The sequence below is a fragment of the Chroococcidiopsis sp. CCALA 051 genome (assembly GCF_003015105.1).
In the GTDB taxonomy this organism is placed as follows: Bacteria; Cyanobacteriota; Cyanobacteriia; order Cyanobacteriales; family Chroococcidiopsidaceae; genus Chroococcidiopsis; species Chroococcidiopsis thermalis.
Genome location: NZ_PYCI01000015.1, coordinates 51,827 through 68,176, shown reverse-complemented (window position 1 = coordinate 68,176; position 16,350 = coordinate 51,827). Strand labels below are relative to the sequence as shown.

Sequence of the window (16,350 nt, the reverse complement as noted above, 5' to 3'; positions counted from 1 at the left end):
CGGTCGTGGGGTCCCCGAGTTCCCCCTTGTCCCCCTTGTCTCCCTTGTCCTCTTCTTCCCGACTCCCGACTACCGACTCGCTTTTCAATATTCCCACCTGACTCAACACGCGCATCGGTCCCAATTCTTTTAAGATTTGCATTTGTTGTTCGTTACGCACGAACATTGTGCCAGCAAATCCCAAAGAGTTGATGGCAATCGACTCAAAGCTTTCTTGGGAACGGGGAATCAGCAGCATCCATTGGCGCGTTACGAGCAAGTTGTAAGCTCCTGCTTGGATGTTCTTCGAGCCGATGTCATGCTTTAGCCCCACTGCATTGAGCATTTGGTAGTAATAATTAAGCGTTACTGTGGCAGCTGCTTGAGGAGATTTTGTTTGAATTGGTTCTAGTTGTACGAAAGCATGGACAAAAGGCAAGCTTGGTAGAGTTTCGACTGTACCGCGATTAGTCGTTACCAACAAAGGTTCGAGGGGAATTTGGGGAAAATCTGCGGGTGTGAGTGGCAGGGGAACGATCTGCAAATGTTTGTGACGTTGGCTTGCGCCTGCTGTCTTGCCACCGTTATAGAATGTCAGTCCGTTAAATTCCGCCAGACATACCCACATGGCAGTAAAATCAGCGAGAGTTAGTAAGGCTTCTTGTTCTTCAAAGGCGCGGGTAATTAGCAACAGGTGACAATCGACGACATTGAATTTATTTAACAAACAAACATGAGTTTCGGAGATGTCTGCGACGTATAAGTTTTTATCGTAGGGTAGAAAGGGATTAAAGTCTTTATCAGTCGTAGCATTTTGCCGATCCTGTTTTTGCTTTGCCTCGTCTTTGCGATTGAGATTGGTGGCTGTTCTGACCAGGAAACGCACGCCTTGCTGTTCTACAAACTGATATTCGGTGGGAATGGTGACTAGAGCCCCGCGTTCAAGGGCATGTTGGGTTATTGCGATCGCCCTATCTAGTAGCGTACCAGGTTGTAGTATTGTTCCGCGTGCGTTCGTGTCCTCGTGCATTGTTGAATCTTGGCTCGGCAGCGTGTTTCTAGGTTTCTCGCCCTAGCTTTACCCAATAATGTACTCGATCGCCGCGCTCTAACACAAAATATCTCTTGTCGCATGATGGTACGCGATCGGGATAGGCGATCGTGCAGTCATAGCAGTTTTTAATTGGGTAGAATACACGCTTTATAGGGACGCACAGCCGTGCGCCCCTACAAATGTCACTCACATAGAGCAATTAACTATACCGAACGTACTCGTCGCTAATCTTGAAGTAAGATGCATTCAGATTTATAGAATCGGGAGAAATACCCTGCAAGATCGCAATCAAATTTGGCTGGGTTCCTCCTACATTATTTGCATAGATTGCCGTGCCTGCTGGCAAGCCTTCCGGTGCTGCACCTAAACTGTATTCAATTAGGTACTGAGATTGAGTTACAGGGCGGTTGGTTTTTGCTAAAAAGATTGTATCTTCATACTGATTGAAGTCAGTTATCAAAGCGTAGCTATCCCCTGCTTCATAGTAAGTCCCTGAACCAGGTCTTCCTCCGCTACCTGCAAGGACAAACGTATCTTTTCCCGATCCTCCCGTCAGGACATCTTTCTCTGAGTCGCCACGACTAGAATCAAGAGTACCGCGTAACCATCCACCACCAGCACCAATCAAGAGATCGTCCCCAGATCCTCCATCTAAAACATCACTCCCGAACTCGCCAACTAATATATCTTTGCCACTCCCTCCATATATGCGATCGTTGTCGTCTTTTCTCACACCATAATCAGGACCAGAAATGACTCCATAGCCATCGCCAGCCAGGAGATCGTCGCCATCATCGCCATAAATCGAATCGTTACCATAGCGACCGTAAATCGAATCGTTACCAGCACCGCCATAGATGCGATCGCTGTCACCAGTTCTGATTCGATAATCGTCGAGATCTCCTACTATTACATCGTCGCCTTGACCACCATAGATGACATCTTCACCAAATCCACCTTCTATATAGTCATTGCCGTTGCCTCCCTGTAAGGTGTCGTTACCGTCGCCACCGTATAGCTTGTCATTGCCACTGCCACCGTACAACGTGTCATTACCGCTGCCACCCCCTAGAGAATCGTTATCTTCGTCACCACATAAGGTATCGTTACCATCTCCACCACTTAGAGAGTCGTCACCTGCACCACCATAGATGCGATCGTCCCCACCTAAACCGGATATAGTGTCTTTTCCTGCCTTACCATAGATTCTGTCGTTACCGTTTGTACCAGTTAAGGTGTCGTCTAAGTCCGTACCAAAGATATTTGCCATGTCGATAATGCTCGCTTTTGATTAATGTTCGTAGCAGTCAAAAAAACTAGCACTTAGAAAATCTGGAAATAAGTCCCGCTTAAACTTACGGAGTCGGGAGAAACTCCTTGCAAGATCGCAATGAGATCTGGTTTTGCACCGAGGTTATTGACATATATCCCTGTTCCCTGCGGTAAACCTTCCGGTACTGCACCCAGACTGTATTCGATTGTGACTGGGGGATAGACTACGGGACTGCTCTCAGTTTTGGCTAGCGAGATAACATCTTCGTTCTTGTTGAAGTCGGTAATGAGAGCGTAGTCACCGTTGCCACTACCTATGTAAGAAGGTCCTACACCAGATCTTCCAGAACCTCCGGTAAGGATAAATGAATCTTTTCCCGCTCCACCTGTCAGAGTATCAATTTCGCCTCTACCGCGACTGACATCACCATCCCAGTGAAATACTCTGCCTCCAGCACCATCGATGTAGTCGTCTCCATCGCCTCCATTCAAATAGTCGTTACCGAACTCGCCAACTAAGGTGTCTTTGCCTTTACCACCATACAAGCGGTCGTTATCATTGCTGCTATTACCGATGAGTCCGCCGCTGATGATGTCGTCGCCATCCTCACCATAAATCGTGTCGTTACCAGCACCGCCAGCGATGCGATCGCTTCCAGCACCACCATAGATGCGATCGTTGCCTACCTCACTGTAGTAATCGCCATAAATTTCGTCGTTACCAGCACCACCATAGAGGCGATCGCTCCCAGCACCACCTTCTAGGCGATCGCTACCGTTACCACCATACAAGGTGTCATTTCCGTCTTCACCTTTGAGGGTGTCTGCACCATGACTACCATCTAAAATGTCATCACCTAAACCGCCAGATAAAGTATCGTTGCCAGCTTTGCCATAAATTCTGTCGTTACCGTTTGTACCAGTTAAGGTGTCGTCTAAGTCCGTACCAAAGATATTTGCCATGTCGATAAGCCTTTAATTCTAATAAGTATGCGTAGATGTTTTTACCCTGCGATCGCATTTCAAATTGCCACAACAAAATCATCCAAATAGTGTTTGGCTTTCAATGAAGTGAATCGTTAAATATATACCTAGCTAAAAACTAGTAAGCGATCGACTTACTGAAGTTAATTGATGCAATCCTCGATAAATTATCGCGCTTTGTCTTTACTTACATGTAACACAGTCGATCTACAAAAAACTGGATGTTTTGCAAGTTAAACTAATGCGGTAATACTGACAATATAATGCTATTTCTACGTTATGTCATCTCATTTATCATATTTTTTTAACAAATGTTTTTGTCCATTTTCCTCTATTTGAATAAGCTAAAAAAGCCTAGCCATTAACTAAGATAGAACGTATCAATTTTAGCTGTAAACTTTCCGTGGTAGCTGTTAATAGTTAATACTTGATGGTTGATAGCACTGAATAACGTGCATCGAAGAACCATTTCTCAATAGCCAAAGTGACAAGCTTATGACTTAGATAGAATTCGCTACAGCACGAATAGAGTTAAATCAAGTGAAAATACTGAGACATAAATAAAACGTTAGTTTATCTACTAAAATTAGAGCGGATCGATCGCGTGAATGCTACACAAAATTACCGAGTTTTTTTAACTCAGTGCGCCGCGATATAGATAGGCGATCGCAATGTTGGCAAGTCAGCGATCGCCTTGTTCAGTTAAGCTTTACTAGTAAGGCAAAACTGATTATTAAGAATACCGAACATACTGGAAGTAGGATGCATTCAAATCAAGCGTGTCGGGAGAAACACCTTGTAAGATCGCAATTAGATCTGGTGCTGCACTAGTGTTGTTAGCAAATTGAGCGTAAATTCCCGTTCCCGATGGCAAACCATCAGGCGATGCACCCAAACTATAGGTGACATCTGTAAACAGAAATGATGGTCCAGAGATATCATTGCTACTGAGTGTAATGACATCTTCATTCAAATTAAAGTCAGTAATTAAGGCATAGTCGTTATTGCCATAGCGATAGGAAACACCTCGACCATCGCGTCCAGCACCACTGGATTCAAGTCTAAACTTATCTTTTCCGGCTCCACCTGTAAGGGTATCAATTTCGTTAGATCCGCGACTGGCACTACTAAATAGCTCTAGTCCAAAACCACCCGCACCATTAATGATGTCATCTCCAGCTCCACCATTGACAACATCGTTACCAAACGAACCTTCTAAATCATCGTTCCCATAGCCGCCGTATAAGCGATCGTTACCGACATAACCGTTGAGAAAGTCATTACCTGCATCGCCGTACAAGGTATCGTTATCGTTACCCCCGTACAAGGTATCGTTACCGCTACCCCCGTACAAGGTATCATCACCTGCATCGCCATTCAAAAAATCGTTATTTTCATTGCCATATAAGGTGTCTTTGCCATCTCCACCCAACAGGCGATCGTCACCTACTCCACCATAAAGGAGATCGTTGCCTTTATTCCCGTTAAGGTTGTCATTTCCGGCTTTGCCATAGATTCTGTCGTTGCTGTCTGTACCAGTTAAGGAATCGTCTAAATCTGTACCAAATATTACGGACATGATGTCAATCCCTCACTCACAATAGTCGTAAATCGTAAAAAGTTAGTCTTGGTGTGTCTCAATTGCCAGCACAAACTTGTCATCCATAAACCATAGGAATGACTGAGTTTTGCTGGCTATTTCATGCGGGTAGGATACAAAGCCAGTTTTTGTGTTTCCCGAATAAATCCGCTCAGTTCACATATTCTTTATATTTAGCGATCGCTAACTTTATATATGTGGAATTTACAAAAGAAATATTCGTGTCTAACGTGTTTGAGCCTTAAATGTCTGTATTTTACGCCTTTGTTTTAAGTATAAAACAGAACACAGTAAGTTTCTGTTTTTTTAATTTGACTATAAAAAAAGTGAGTGCGATCGCAAAGGTGAAAAAAATAAATATGTATAAACACGAGTAAAGATACAATTATTTAACCTTAATAAGGCTACAATCTATAGCCAATCTTTTTTGCCGAGATAAGTTCCACTTTTTGTAAAAAAATATCGCTATACATGCATAAGCCAATAGAGGAAACCAATTCCCCAATTTTTCTTAATCGTCTTACTTAAATTCAAAAAAGTGTATTTTGATACTTAAAAGAACAACCTTGACTTTCCCGTACACCTAATGTTTCCGTAGGATAGATAAAAGATTCACCTACAACGACAAGACTATCTGTGGCTAATCAAGAAGAAACTGCCCTACCTCTAGCGCAAACACCCCTCTATCACCTCGCTTTAGAGCTGAAGGCAAGGTTAACGAGTTTTGGTGGCTGGGAAATGCCCGTGCAGTTTGTTGGGATCGGACAAGAACATGCTGCGGTCAGGACAACGGCGGGGATGTTTGATATATCTCACATGGGTAAATTCGTCCTACGGGGAAAACAGCTAGTCGCTCAACTGCAAAACTTAGTCCCCTCCGATTTGAGTCGGTTGCGATCGGGAGAAGCACAGTACACGGTGCTATTAAATCCGCAAGCCGGAATTATTGACGACATCATCTTCTACTATCAGGGAGAAGATAATGACACGCAGCAAGGAGTATTGATTGTCAATGCTGCAACCACTAGCAAAGACAAAAAATGGTTGTTGCAATACCTTGACACAGAGCAGGTAGAACTACAAGACATTTCACGCCAGAAAATTTTAATTGCGGTGCAGGGACCGCAAGCCGTGGCACATTTGCAAAACTTGGTAGAAGCAGATTTATCTCAAGTCAAAGCCTTCGGGCATTTAGAAACAAACATACTAGGAGAACCGAGTTTCATGGCTCGGACTGGTTATACAGGGGAAGACGGATTTGAAGTGATGTTAGAACCAGAAGCAGGCGTAAAGGTGTGGCGATCGCTCGCTCAAGCCGGAGTCATTCCCTGCGGACTAGGGGCAAGAGACACCCTGCGATTAGAAGCAGCTATGGCACTCTACGGACAAGATATTGATGATAACACCACCCCCTTAGAAGCAGGCTTAGGCTGGCTCGTCCACCTCGACACCAAAGGCAACTTTATCGGGCGCGATATCCTAGAGCAACAGAAAACGAATGGAGTTCCACGACGATTGGTAGGATTGCAAATGCCAGGGCGACACATTGCCCGCCACGGCTACCAAGTCTTATCTGAAGGTAAAGTTGTAGGAGAGATTGCCAGCGGCACGTTATCCCCCACTTTAGGCTACCCGATCGCCCTTGCTTACGTTCCTACACCCCTCAGCCAGCCAGGGCAAACCTTAGACGTAGAAATCAGAGGCAAGACCTATCCAGCGGTAGTTGTGAAAAAACCCTTCTATCGGGCTAAGAATCGTCCGGGGAAATAAATATTTGATTTTTTGTAGAGACGTAGCAGGCTACGTCTCTACAAATAGATAGGCGATCGCGTCTATAGTAAAGCATATTAATTAACGATATGTCCGCAATTTGGTTGAGGAACTGAGATGGAGTTGGAATATCCAAGCGACCTAAAATATCTTGACTCGCACGAATACGTCCGTATGGATGGCGATATCGCTACGATTGGCATTTCTGCTTTTGCTGTCGATCAGTTAGGTGACATTGTATTTCTGGAACTTCCTGAAGTTGGCGATCGCGTCACTAAGGGAGAAACCTTTGGTTCCGTAGAATCAGTCAAAGCCGTAGAAGATATGTACTGCGCCGTGACTGGTACGGTAGTCGAACGCAATGAAACTGTGCTGGAGACACCAGAACAACTAGCGGACGATCCCTATGGCGAAGGCTGGTTACTGAAAGTGCGTGTCGAAGATGCCAGCGAATTAGACGAGGCACTAACTGCTGAAGAATACCGCACCCAGGTAGAGGGAGCGTAGCGAGGGGCTGGGTAAAGAAGGGAGACAAGGGAGACAAGGGAGACAAGGGGGCTACAAGTCGCAAGTCGCAATTAAGTCGCGCACCACGCACCACACCCCACACCCCATACCCTTTCTTCACTGGTCACTGGTCACTGGTCACTGGTCACTGATAACTGCTCCCTGCTCCCTGATTAACAACTGACTTCTTCGATAACTGAGAACCGAACGAAATATTGCAGAATATTAATAAGACACTACTGGAGAAGCTATTTGTGGTACTAGACAGTCCTCGTATTCAACGCGATCGGCAGCAAAAACAAATAAGCAGCGAGTCAATTTCATTTCGACAAAGACACATTGGACCTCAACCGATTGAGGTTGAGCAAATGCTAGAAGTGTTGGGGCTACCGACCCTTGATGCATTGATTGACCGGACAGTGCCGCAAGCCATTCGCCAACAGCGATCGCTGCAATTGGAAGGCGATCGCAGCGAACATGCGGCTTTGGCGCAGTTAAAAGCGATCGCCTCGAAAAACCAAGTATTTCGGTCGTTTATTGGGATGGGATATTACGGCTGCATTACTCCACCAGTAATTCAGCGAAATATTTTAGAAAACCCAGGCTGGTACACTGCTTATACTCCCTACCAACCAGAAATCGCGCAGGGACGACTAGAAGCGTTGCTGAATTTCCAAACGACAATTATTGACTTGACGGGTTTGGAAATTGCTAACGCTTCTTTACTAGATGAAGGCACAGCCGCCGCCGAAGCTATGACTATGAGTTATGGTCTGTGCAAAACGAAGGCAAAAGCTTTCTTTGTCTCCCAAAACTGCCATCCCCAGACAATTCAAGTCGTGCAGACCCGTGCTAGACCACTGGGAATTAACGTGATTGTTGGCGACCACCAAACTTTTAAGTTTGACGTGCCAGTATTTGGCGTATTGCTGCAATACCCAGCTAGTGACGGTACGATTTACGACTATCGGGCATTTGTGGAACAAGCCCATGCTGCCGGGGCATTGGTAACTGTCGCTGCCGACCCTTTGAGTTTAACTTTACTGACTCCTCCTGGCGAGTGGGGTGCTGATATTGCAGTAGGCAGCACGCAGCGCTTCGGCGTACCAATGGGTTATGGCGGACCCCATGCAGCATATTTCGCCACTAAAGAAGAATTTAAGCGACAAGTTCCAGGGCGGATTGTCGGAGTTTCTAAGGATGTCCACGGGAAAACAGCCTTACGCCTAGCACTACAAACTCGCGAACAACACATCCGCCGCGACAAAGCGACGAGTAATATTTGCACGGCGCAGGTCTTACTGGCAGTCATGGCTTCGATGTATGCGGTGTATCACGGTTCCCAAGGACTGAAACAAATTGCTACCAGAATCCACAAATTTACGGCAATTTTAGCAGCAGGATTAAAGCAGCTAGGCTATACCATCAGTTCAGAATCTTTCTTCGATACATTACGAATTAATTTGGTCAGTCATAACTTAGATGATATTTTGCAGGCTTGCCAAGCTAAGAAAATCAATATACGAATATTTGATGAAAAGTCTGTAGGTATCTCTTTAGATGAAACGATCGCAGAAGCCGATTTAACCGACCTATTCGAGATTTTCGCAGGTAATGACAGCCTACCCTTCACCATCGAAGAATTGGGGGCGGGTTTGACAGATCGATCTGGGGGTAGTCAGAGATCTCGGCAAAACCCGCCCCTACAAGCACCCACAGAACTGACTCGCACCAGCGAATTTCTCACCCATCCTGTTTTCAACCGCTACCATTCGGAAACAGAATTGCTGCGATACATTTATCGCTTGCAGGCAAAGGATTTATCCTTAACAACATCGATGATTCCCTTGGGTTCCTGCACGATGAAACTGAATGCAACGGCAGAGATGATGCCCGTCACCTGGCAGGAATTTGGCAATCTGCATCCGTTTGCCCCACTGTCGCAAACGCGAGGGTATCAGATTTTATTCCAACAGTTAGAAGCATGGTTAGCGGAAATCACGGGTTTTGCTGCGGTTTCTCTGCAACCTAACGCTGGTTCGCAGGGTGAATATGCTGGTCTGCTGACGATTCGGCAATATCATGAAAGTCGGGGAGAAGGACATCGGAATATTTGTTTAATTCCCCAATCTGCCCACGGTACGAACCCAGCCAGTGCGGTGATGGCAGGGATGAAAGTGGTGGCGATCGCCTGTGACGAACAGGGTAACGTAGACTTAGGAGATTTGCAGGTAAAGGCGGAAAAGCACAAAGACGAACTCGCCGCGCTAATGGTGACATATCCCTCCACCCACGGCGTGTTTGAGGAACAAATTAAAGACATTTGCGCGATCGTCCATGCCTACGGCGGACAAGTCTACATGGATGGGGCAAACCTCAACGCCCAAGTCGGTTTGTGTCGCCCTGGAGATATTGGGGCAGATGTCTGTCACCTCAACCTGCACAAAACCTTCTGTATTCCTCACGGTGGCGGTGGTCCTGGGATGGGACCAATTGGCGTAGCAACTCACCTCGCCCCCTTCCTCCCCAATCCATTATTGGTTATCGATCGCTTGCCAACAACCAACAACCAACAACCAACAACCATTGGCGCTATTTCCGCTGCACCTTGGGGCAGTGCTAGCATCCTGACAATTTCTTGGATGTACATCGCCATGATGGGGGGCGAGGGATTAACAGAGGCGACTAAAGTAGCAATTCTCAACGCCAACTACATCGCCCGCAGACTAGAGCCATACTACCCCGTACTGTACAAGGGTAAAGCTGGTTTTGTCGCCCACGAGTGTATTTTAGATCTGCGATCGCTCAAGAAAACTGCCTCAATTGAAGTCGAAGACATTGCCAAACGCTTGATGGACTACGGCTTCCACGCCCCAACAATTTCTTGGCCCGTTGCAGGGACGATGATGGTAGAACCCACAGAAAGCGAATCAAAGGAAGAATTGGATCGATTCTGCGATGCCATGATTGCGATTCGGCAGGAAATTGCTGAAATTGAAGCGGGTAAAGTCAGTCGGGAAGATAATTTATTAAAAAATGCTCCCCATACTGCCGAAAGCCTGCTAGCAAGCGATTGGCAACATCCTTACACCCGCGAACAAGCCGCATATCCTGCCCCGTGGACGCGAGAACACAAGTTCTGGGTTGCCGTGGGACGAATTGATAGTGCTTTTGGCGATCGCAATTTCGTCTGTTCCTGCCAACCGATGGAGGCGTATAGCTAGGGGATACTTATAGACTTTGCTCATTAGGGCGCACAGCTGTGCGCCCCTACTAGTGACTAATTCTAAGTTACCTTGCTGCTTATGGCTTCTACTACCAAATCTTCCCCAGGCTTGTACACTTCCAGATTGCTGCGGCAGTTTCTAGAACGGCACGCCGAACAAGAGTATGTCAGTTTGGGGGAGTTAGTGGTAGAGTTGGGCGATCGCGCTTATGGTCCTTTACTGGTCATCTGCGCTTTACCAGAAGCATTACCTTTACCCGTGGCGGGTGTATCGGCGATTATCGCAATCCCGTTAATGCTGGTTTCGGCGCAATTAAGTTTGGGTTTTTCTCGTCCTTATCTACCAAAATGGCTAGCTAAACGGCGTTGGAAGCAAAAAAATTTAGCTAAGGTGGTAGAAAAAGGGCTGAATTACCTCGCAAAAGCTGAAAAAATCGTCCGTCCCCGTTGGGGTTTCATCACTTCGCGATTGGCACAAAGGTTGTTAGGATTATTTATTTTATTGATGGCGATAATTATTGCTTTGCCTATCCCGCTAGGAAATATGCTACCCGCGATCGCGATCGTTGTTATTAGTCTAGGTATGAGCGAGGGTGACGGTTTACTGGTTGTTATGGGAGTCTTGGCGGCTATTGTTATTCTTGCAGTTATGGTCAGCGCGATCGGTTTTATTGCTAATAGTTTGAGAAGTTCTTTTCAACAACTCCGACAACAACTTAATTTTTAGTCAACTCAAAATTTACGCATTAATACGCCAATGTTTTTAATAATGAAATAGAATTTGGGGAAATTTTTTACCTTACTAATTGTAAGATTAAGCCAATAATTCCCCCAGCTAAAACTAACCAAGCAGAATTAAGCTTGAAACGGAAAACAGCGATCGCGCTAGCAATTGTCAAAATTATCGTCGGCAGATCTACCAATGCCGTGCGTCCCAAAGTATAGGAGACAACAGCCATCAATCCCAAAGATGCAGCATTTACCCCATCTAAAAAACCACCAACTAAAGTAGATTGACGCAGTTTTGGAACCCAGGGATTGATAATGCCAACGAGTACAAACGCAGGTAGAAAAATTCCGATTGTAGCCGCGATCGCTCCTGCATGACCAGCTAAAAGATAGCCGATGAAAGTAGCAGTGGTAAACACGGGACCAGGGGTAAATTGACCGATCGCAACTGCATCTAAAAGCTGTTGAGACGTTAGCCACTGATTGCGTTCTACCAAATCTCGTTGCAAAAAGGCAAGTAAAACATAACCACTGCCGTACAGCACCGAACCAATTTTGAGGAAAAACAGAAACACATTCAGCCAGCCTACAGGTGGAGTAGGGGTTGTACTACCTGCTTGTGCCAGCGGCAAAGATAGCGGCAACAGCCAAGCTGCCACATTACCCCGACTCCGCCCCAGACTTTTTACCAACATCACTCCCAGTCCCGCCAGTAACAGCAATACGATTTCATTCCAGCCAAAAAAAAAGGCGACTATGACCGCTACTGCTACTATCCCCGTTGGTACGTCCTTAATTGCTTTTTGACCTAACTTCCACAATGCTTGTAAGACGATCGCGATGATAACGGGTTTGATACCGTAGAGCAATCCTTCAGCTTGGGGTAAAGTTTGGTATTGCTTGTAGGCGATCGCCAATACCCAGACGATCGACATGGCAGGTAAAATAAAGCAGGTTCCCGCGATAATCAAACCGCGCCATCCTGCCCGTTCGTAGCCGATGTGAATAGCTAGTTCTGTAGAATTGGGTCCGGGAATTAAGTTAGTTACGCCCAGCAAATCGAGTAGTTTCTCGCGACTCATCCACTGCCTGCGCTTTGCCACCTCATCATCCATCATGGCGATATGTGCGGCGGGACCACCAAAGGCGATCGTACCTAACTTGAGAAATACTACTGCTAATTCTCGCAGTCTTTGCTTTTTTTGCTGCGAATTAAGGGCAGCATAGCGGATTTGCTGTTCTGCTGGTTGAATCCCTTCAGTTTCCTGAGACATTGGTTATCAGTTATCAGTTTTTCTACAATTTCGCCAACGCTTTACGAGCAATCCGAGTCACGTACAGAGTTACCGTTACCGTAGCAATAAAACCAATTATCCGAATTATCCATACGACAGTTGAATTGGTGGGGCGATCGCTACTGCTAATTGTGGCAAGGCTACCAGCTAGAGAGCCAAGATAAACATACATAATTGTTCCGGGCAGCATCCCCACTGAGCCAAGGAAATAATCTTTGAGTGAAACTTGAGTGATGCTAAAAGCGTAGTTTAACAGGCTAAAGGGAAATACTGGTGAAAGTCTGGTTAACAAAACAATTTTGAATCCCTCTTTTCCAACTGCCTCGTCAATGGCTTGAAATTTTTGCTGACTGGCAATTTTTTTTGCCACCCATCCCCGCGCCAGATAACGCCCAACTAAAAAAGCTGCGGTGGCTCCCAAAGTCGCACCAATAAATACATAAATCGAACCGAAAACTGCCCCGTAAACAACCCCCGCACCCAAGGTAAGAATTGTGCCTGGAATCAAAGCAACCGTGGCAATGACGTACAGCAAGATAAACGCGATCGCGCCTATAGCACCAAGATTTTCTATTCCTTGCAAAGCTTGCCGTAACAGTTCTGGTAAATTAATCTCCATCACGCCGAGACTTGAATTGCACCGCTACCACTCAACCCAAAAGCAGCATGAATTGCCTGGAGTGCGGCAACTCCTTGTTCTTGAGCGACGACACAACTAATTTTAATTTCGGAAGTCGCGATCATTTGAATATTAATTTGTTCTTGTGCCAAGGCAGCAAACATCTTTGCCGCGACTCCTGGTTGACCGACCATTCCCGCACCGACAACGCTGACCTTAGCGATCGCCGTGTCTACCACGACTTGTCCCCAACCGTACTCTTGTGCCGCTTGTTCTAGAGTTTGTTTAGCAGCCGCCGCATCCATTTGCGCTACCGTACAAACAATATCCCGCTTTGGCACGCCGTTCGCAATCCGACAGCGTTGAGATTGAATAATCGTATCCACGCTAATATTCTCCCGCGCCAACAATCCGAACAATCTCGCTGCTAACCCAGGGCGATCCGGTACTTGGAGAATTGCTAAACGGGCTTGGTTGATGTCTAGGGCGACACCGCGAACGGGAGAATTCGGAATTCGGAATTCGGAATTCGGAATTTGGGAGTCGGAGTGATTTTTAACTTCTAGCTTTTGACTTTTGACTTCCTCCCTGTCCAACACTACTCTCTCTTCTGCGATCTCAAACGCCTCTCGCAGGGCGGCGACAGCGCGATCGCCGTCGGTGGCATCGATAACGCAACTGACTTTGACTTCTGAGGTAGAAATCATTTGAATGTTAACTCCTGCCTCAGCTAGGGTCGAAAACATTTGCGCCGCTACCCCAGGACGACCGATCATGCCTGCCCCGTCGATGCTGACTTTGGCAATGTGCGGCTGCACCATCACTTCTGCTTCCTCCGATTTCGGGTCGGGATGGGAGCGCAACACGGGTGCGATCGCGGCGGCGACTGCTTCTGTTTGCCTGAGTAGCGAAGTCGTGACGGTAAAAGCAATGTCGTTGCTATTGCCTTCGTGGATCGACTGCACGATCAAATCTACGTCTAAGCCTTGACGGGCAATCTCGCTAAATAGCCGTGCCGCTATTCCTGGGCGATCGGGGACGCGCAACAAAGCAATTCTAGCTTGATCTGCGTCCAGTTCTACCCCATCAACCGGACGGGCAATTTCTAAATCTACCAGCGGACGGGGTTGAGGTTTGGGCGAAACCACCCAAGTGCCAGGATCGCTCGTCCAACTGGAACGCACGACCAACGGTACGCCGTAATTGCGAGCAATTTCTACCGCTCTCGGATGTAAGACCTTTGCCCCCAAACTGGCAAGTTCTAGCATCTCGTTGCAAGTAATTTCTGTCATTAACTGCGCTTCTGGGACGAGACGGGGATCTGTGGTGAGAATCCCTGGAACATCTGTATAAATTTCGCAACAATCGGCGCGAAGTGCTGCTGCTAGCGCTACGGCTGAAGTATCGGAGCCACCCCGCCCCAAGGTGGTAATTTCTAATTCTTCCGTACTGGTAATACCTTGAAACCCAGCAACAACCACAACTTTACCAATTTTCAGTTGCTTTTCAATCCGAGATGTTTGAATGTGTAAGATCCGCGCCCGCGTGTGTTCTGCTTCGGTGACGATCCCCACTTGAGCGCCCGTGAGCGAAATTGCTGGTTGTCCCAATTCTTGTAATGCCATGCTTAACAGGGCAATCGTCACCTGTTCTCCTGTTGAGAGCAACATATCCATTTCCCGGCGACTGGGATTAGCGGAAATTTCATGCGCTAGTTTGACCAGTGCATCGGTAGACTTACCCATCGCAGAAACGACAACCACCAAAGCGTTTCCTGCTTTCACTGTTTGGAGAACGCGATCTGCCACAGCTTGAATGCGTTCCACCGAACCGACCGAAGTACCACCGTATTTCTGGACAATCAGAGCCATAACTTTGAAACAATGAGCAATTAACAAATTTCCCCTTTTTATGGGGGTTAAGGGGATCGAGAACTGAGATTTTAGGAGCGTGTCACTCCTGACTATATAAGATTAACGCGAGTTGAGCGGCGATCGCGAAATTAGAAGCTCGTACCCTCTTCAATTCCGAATTCCGAATTCACTCCTACAACTGCTCGATCGATTGCATAAATACGGGGCAAACATCGCCGATTCCTTTGATTAACGGTAGGGTGACTGTAAAAGTCGTACCCATTCCCACCGTGCTTTCCAAGGTAATTTCACCGCTATGTGCAGTAACACATTTTTTCACAATTGCCAATCCTAAACCAGTCCCAGGAATCTTCTCGGCATTATGAGCGCGAAAAAAAGGCTGAAATAGCTGTGCTTGGTCTGCTTGAGGAATACCGATCCCTTGGTCTTGAAATCGAAAGATCGCAGTTTTTTCTTCAACGATCAGTTCAAACTGTACCTGACCGCCAGCAGGAGAATATTTAATTGCGTTGTTGAGTAAATTACTTAAAATGTGTTTTAACAAACTCTCATCCCAGACCGAACCATGCAAGCGATCGCCATTCTGACAATAAAAAGTTAATATCAAGTCTTTTGCATTGGTACTTAATTTTGCTTCCTCTACAAGTTTGCTGCAAAACTGCTCTAATTCCATTGGGATGAGCTTGCATTTGAGTTTGCCTGCTTCAGCTTGGCTCAAAAGCAAAAATTCATCTAATAGCCTAGCCATGTCGTTAATGGCAGAACGAATCAATTGAAAGTGAGCGAACTTTTTTTCTTGGCTTAATTTCTGTTCGTTATTTTGTAGCAATCCAGTTGCTAGCAAAATTGTCGTTAGAGGACTGCGAAAATCGTGTGAGAGGATGGAAGCAAAATCAGATTTAAACTGATTCATTTCTTTTGCTTTCATAAGTTCGGCAGTGCGTTCCTGCACGCTCACTTCTAAGGCTTGATTGACTGTTTTTAACGCTTCAGCTACCTGCTTGCGTTCGATCGCATAGCATAAAGAACGTATCAGCACGCCTGAATTGACCTGTCGTTTGACAAGATAATCCTGCGCTCCCTGGCGGACTGCTTCTAGAGCCAGATCGTCATCATTCGTATTTGTCAGCACGACGATGGGAAGGCTGGGAACGGCTTTGAGTAATGGTATGAGCGATCCTAACCCAGCGCTATCCGGTAGAGTTAAGTCTAACAGAACAACATCAAAGCAATTCTCTTGCAAGCGGTCGAGCGCTTCCTGCAATCGCTGGGCGTGTACTAGTTCAAACTGCTTGACTGGAGACTCCTTCAGCAGCTCTCGCATGAGTCTGGCTTCTGCCAAGTTGTCTTCAATCAACAGAACTTTTACCGGAGTCATGGTGAAGTCAAAAGTCAGAAGTCAAAAGTCAAAAGTCATACACATAATTATCGGCATACGAGG

The 16,350-nt window shown here is 46.3% G+C and carries 13 protein-coding genes; 5 read left to right on the top strand and 8 right to left on the bottom strand.

Features of this window, described 5'->3' with window-relative positions:
• Positions 1–1,009, bottom strand: a 1,009-nt coding sequence (locus C7Y66_RS05735; protein ID WP_106544822.1) for a phosphorylase, incomplete at its 3' end; no start/stop codon positions are given.
• 9 nt (positions 1,010–1,018) lie between these two features.
• On the opposite strand from C7Y66_RS05735, the gene C7Y66_RS30890 reads away from it, so the two are divergent.
• Positions 1,019–1,162: a hypothetical protein gene (locus tag C7Y66_RS30890; RefSeq protein WP_158265871.1), complete on the top strand. Its 144-nt coding sequence runs from the start codon at positions 1,019–1,021 to the stop codon at positions 1,160–1,162.
• A 70-nt stretch (positions 1,163–1,232) separates the two neighbouring features.
• Here C7Y66_RS30890 and C7Y66_RS33220 read toward each other — a convergent pair whose 3' ends face one another.
• From C7Y66_RS33220 to C7Y66_RS05720, 3 genes are all read right to left on the bottom strand, one after another.
• The gene (locus C7Y66_RS33220; protein ID WP_106544821.1) at positions 1,233–2,303 is read right to left on the bottom strand and encodes a calcium-binding protein; all 1,071 of its coding nucleotides are present in this window, start codon (positions 2,301–2,303) and stop codon (positions 1,233–1,235) included.
• A gap of 53 nt (positions 2,304–2,356) precedes the next feature.
• A complete protein-coding gene (locus C7Y66_RS05725) occupies positions 2,357–3,268 on the bottom strand; it encodes a calcium-binding protein (protein ID WP_106544820.1) in 912 nt (303 codons plus the stop codon).
• A 754-nt stretch (positions 3,269–4,022) separates the two neighbouring features.
• On the bottom strand, positions 4,023–4,868 hold the full coding sequence (locus C7Y66_RS05720) for a calcium-binding protein (RefSeq protein ID WP_106544819.1): 846 nt from the start codon (positions 4,866–4,868) through the stop codon (positions 4,023–4,025).
• A gap of 657 nt (positions 4,869–5,525) precedes the next feature.
• Between C7Y66_RS05720 and gcvT the strand changes: the two genes are divergently transcribed.
• The 4 genes from gcvT (at position 5,526) to C7Y66_RS05700 (ending at position 11,119) form a co-directional block, all read left to right on the top strand.
• Positions 5,526–6,659, top strand: coding sequence for a glycine cleavage system aminomethyltransferase GcvT (gcvT, locus tag C7Y66_RS05715; RefSeq protein WP_106544818.1), 1,134 nt, complete (start codon positions 5,526–5,528; stop codon positions 6,657–6,659).
• A gap of 117 nt (positions 6,660–6,776) precedes the next feature.
• On the top strand, positions 6,777–7,166 hold the full coding sequence (gene gcvH / locus C7Y66_RS05710; RefSeq protein ID WP_015157278.1) for a glycine cleavage system protein GcvH: 390 nt from the start codon (positions 6,777–6,779) through the stop codon (positions 7,164–7,166).
• A 254-nt stretch (positions 7,167–7,420) separates the two neighbouring features.
• Positions 7,421–10,390: an aminomethyl-transferring glycine dehydrogenase gene (gene gcvP, locus C7Y66_RS05705; RefSeq protein WP_106544817.1), complete on the top strand. Its 2,970-nt coding sequence runs from the start codon at positions 7,421–7,423 to the stop codon at positions 10,388–10,390.
• Positions 10,391–10,471: 81 nt separating this feature from the next.
• Positions 10,472–11,119, top strand: coding sequence for an exopolysaccharide biosynthesis protein (locus C7Y66_RS05700; protein WP_106544816.1), 648 nt, complete (start codon positions 10,472–10,474; stop codon positions 11,117–11,119).
• Between the two features lie 67 nt (positions 11,120–11,186).
• On the opposite strand, the gene C7Y66_RS05695 is transcribed toward C7Y66_RS05700, so the two are convergent.
• The 4 genes from C7Y66_RS05695 to C7Y66_RS05680 form a co-directional block, all read right to left on the bottom strand.
• Positions 11,187–12,395: a chromate transporter gene (locus C7Y66_RS05695; RefSeq protein WP_106544815.1), complete on the bottom strand. Its 1,209-nt coding sequence runs from the start codon at positions 12,393–12,395 to the stop codon at positions 11,187–11,189.
• A gap of 22 nt (positions 12,396–12,417) precedes the next feature.
• Entirely contained in the window at positions 12,418–13,035 is a 618-nt protein-coding gene (locus tag C7Y66_RS05690; RefSeq protein ID WP_106544814.1) for a TVP38/TMEM64 family protein, read from the bottom strand.
• Positions 13,035–14,906, bottom strand: coding sequence for an aspartate kinase (locus tag C7Y66_RS05685; RefSeq protein ID WP_106544813.1), 1,872 nt, complete (start codon positions 14,904–14,906; stop codon positions 13,035–13,037). The genes C7Y66_RS05690 and C7Y66_RS05685 overlap by 1 nt, the downstream gene beginning before the upstream one ends.
• A gap of 175 nt (positions 14,907–15,081) precedes the next feature.
• Positions 15,082–16,287, bottom strand: coding sequence for a hybrid sensor histidine kinase/response regulator (locus C7Y66_RS05680; protein WP_106218609.1), 1,206 nt, complete (start codon positions 16,285–16,287; stop codon positions 15,082–15,084).
• Positions 16,288–16,350: the final 63 nt, after the last annotated feature.

Excerpts from the sequence above, each read along its gene's own strand:
- C7Y66_RS33220 (WP_106544821.1), bottom strand. The coding sequence starts at position 2,303 with ATGGCAAATATCTTTGGTACGGACTTAGACGACACCTTAACTGGTACA.
- C7Y66_RS05725 (WP_106544820.1), bottom strand. The coding sequence starts at position 3,268 with ATGGCAAATATCTTTGGTACGGACTTAGACGACACCTTAACTGGTACA.
- C7Y66_RS05720 (WP_106544819.1), bottom strand. The coding sequence starts at position 4,868 with ATGTCCGTAATATTTGGTACAGATTTAGACGATTCCTTAACTGGTACA.
- gcvH (WP_015157278.1), top strand. The coding sequence starts at position 6,777 with ATGGAGTTGGAATATCCAAGCGACCTAAAATATCTTGACTCGCACGAA.
- C7Y66_RS05700 (WP_106544816.1), top strand. The coding sequence starts at position 10,472 with ATGGCTTCTACTACCAAATCTTCCCCAGGCTTGTACACTTCCAGATTG.
- C7Y66_RS05695 (WP_106544815.1), bottom strand. The coding sequence starts at position 12,395 with ATGTCTCAGGAAACTGAAGGGATTCAACCAGCAGAACAGCAAATCCGC.
- C7Y66_RS05690 (WP_106544814.1), bottom strand. The coding sequence starts at position 13,035 with ATGGAGATTAATTTACCAGAACTGTTACGGCAAGCTTTGCAAGGAATA.
- C7Y66_RS05685 (WP_106544813.1), bottom strand. The coding sequence starts at position 14,906 with ATGGCTCTGATTGTCCAGAAATACGGTGGTACTTCGGTCGGTTCGGTG.
- C7Y66_RS05680 (WP_106218609.1), bottom strand. The coding sequence starts at position 16,287 with ATGACTCCGGTAAAAGTTCTGTTGATTGAAGACAACTTGGCAGAAGCC.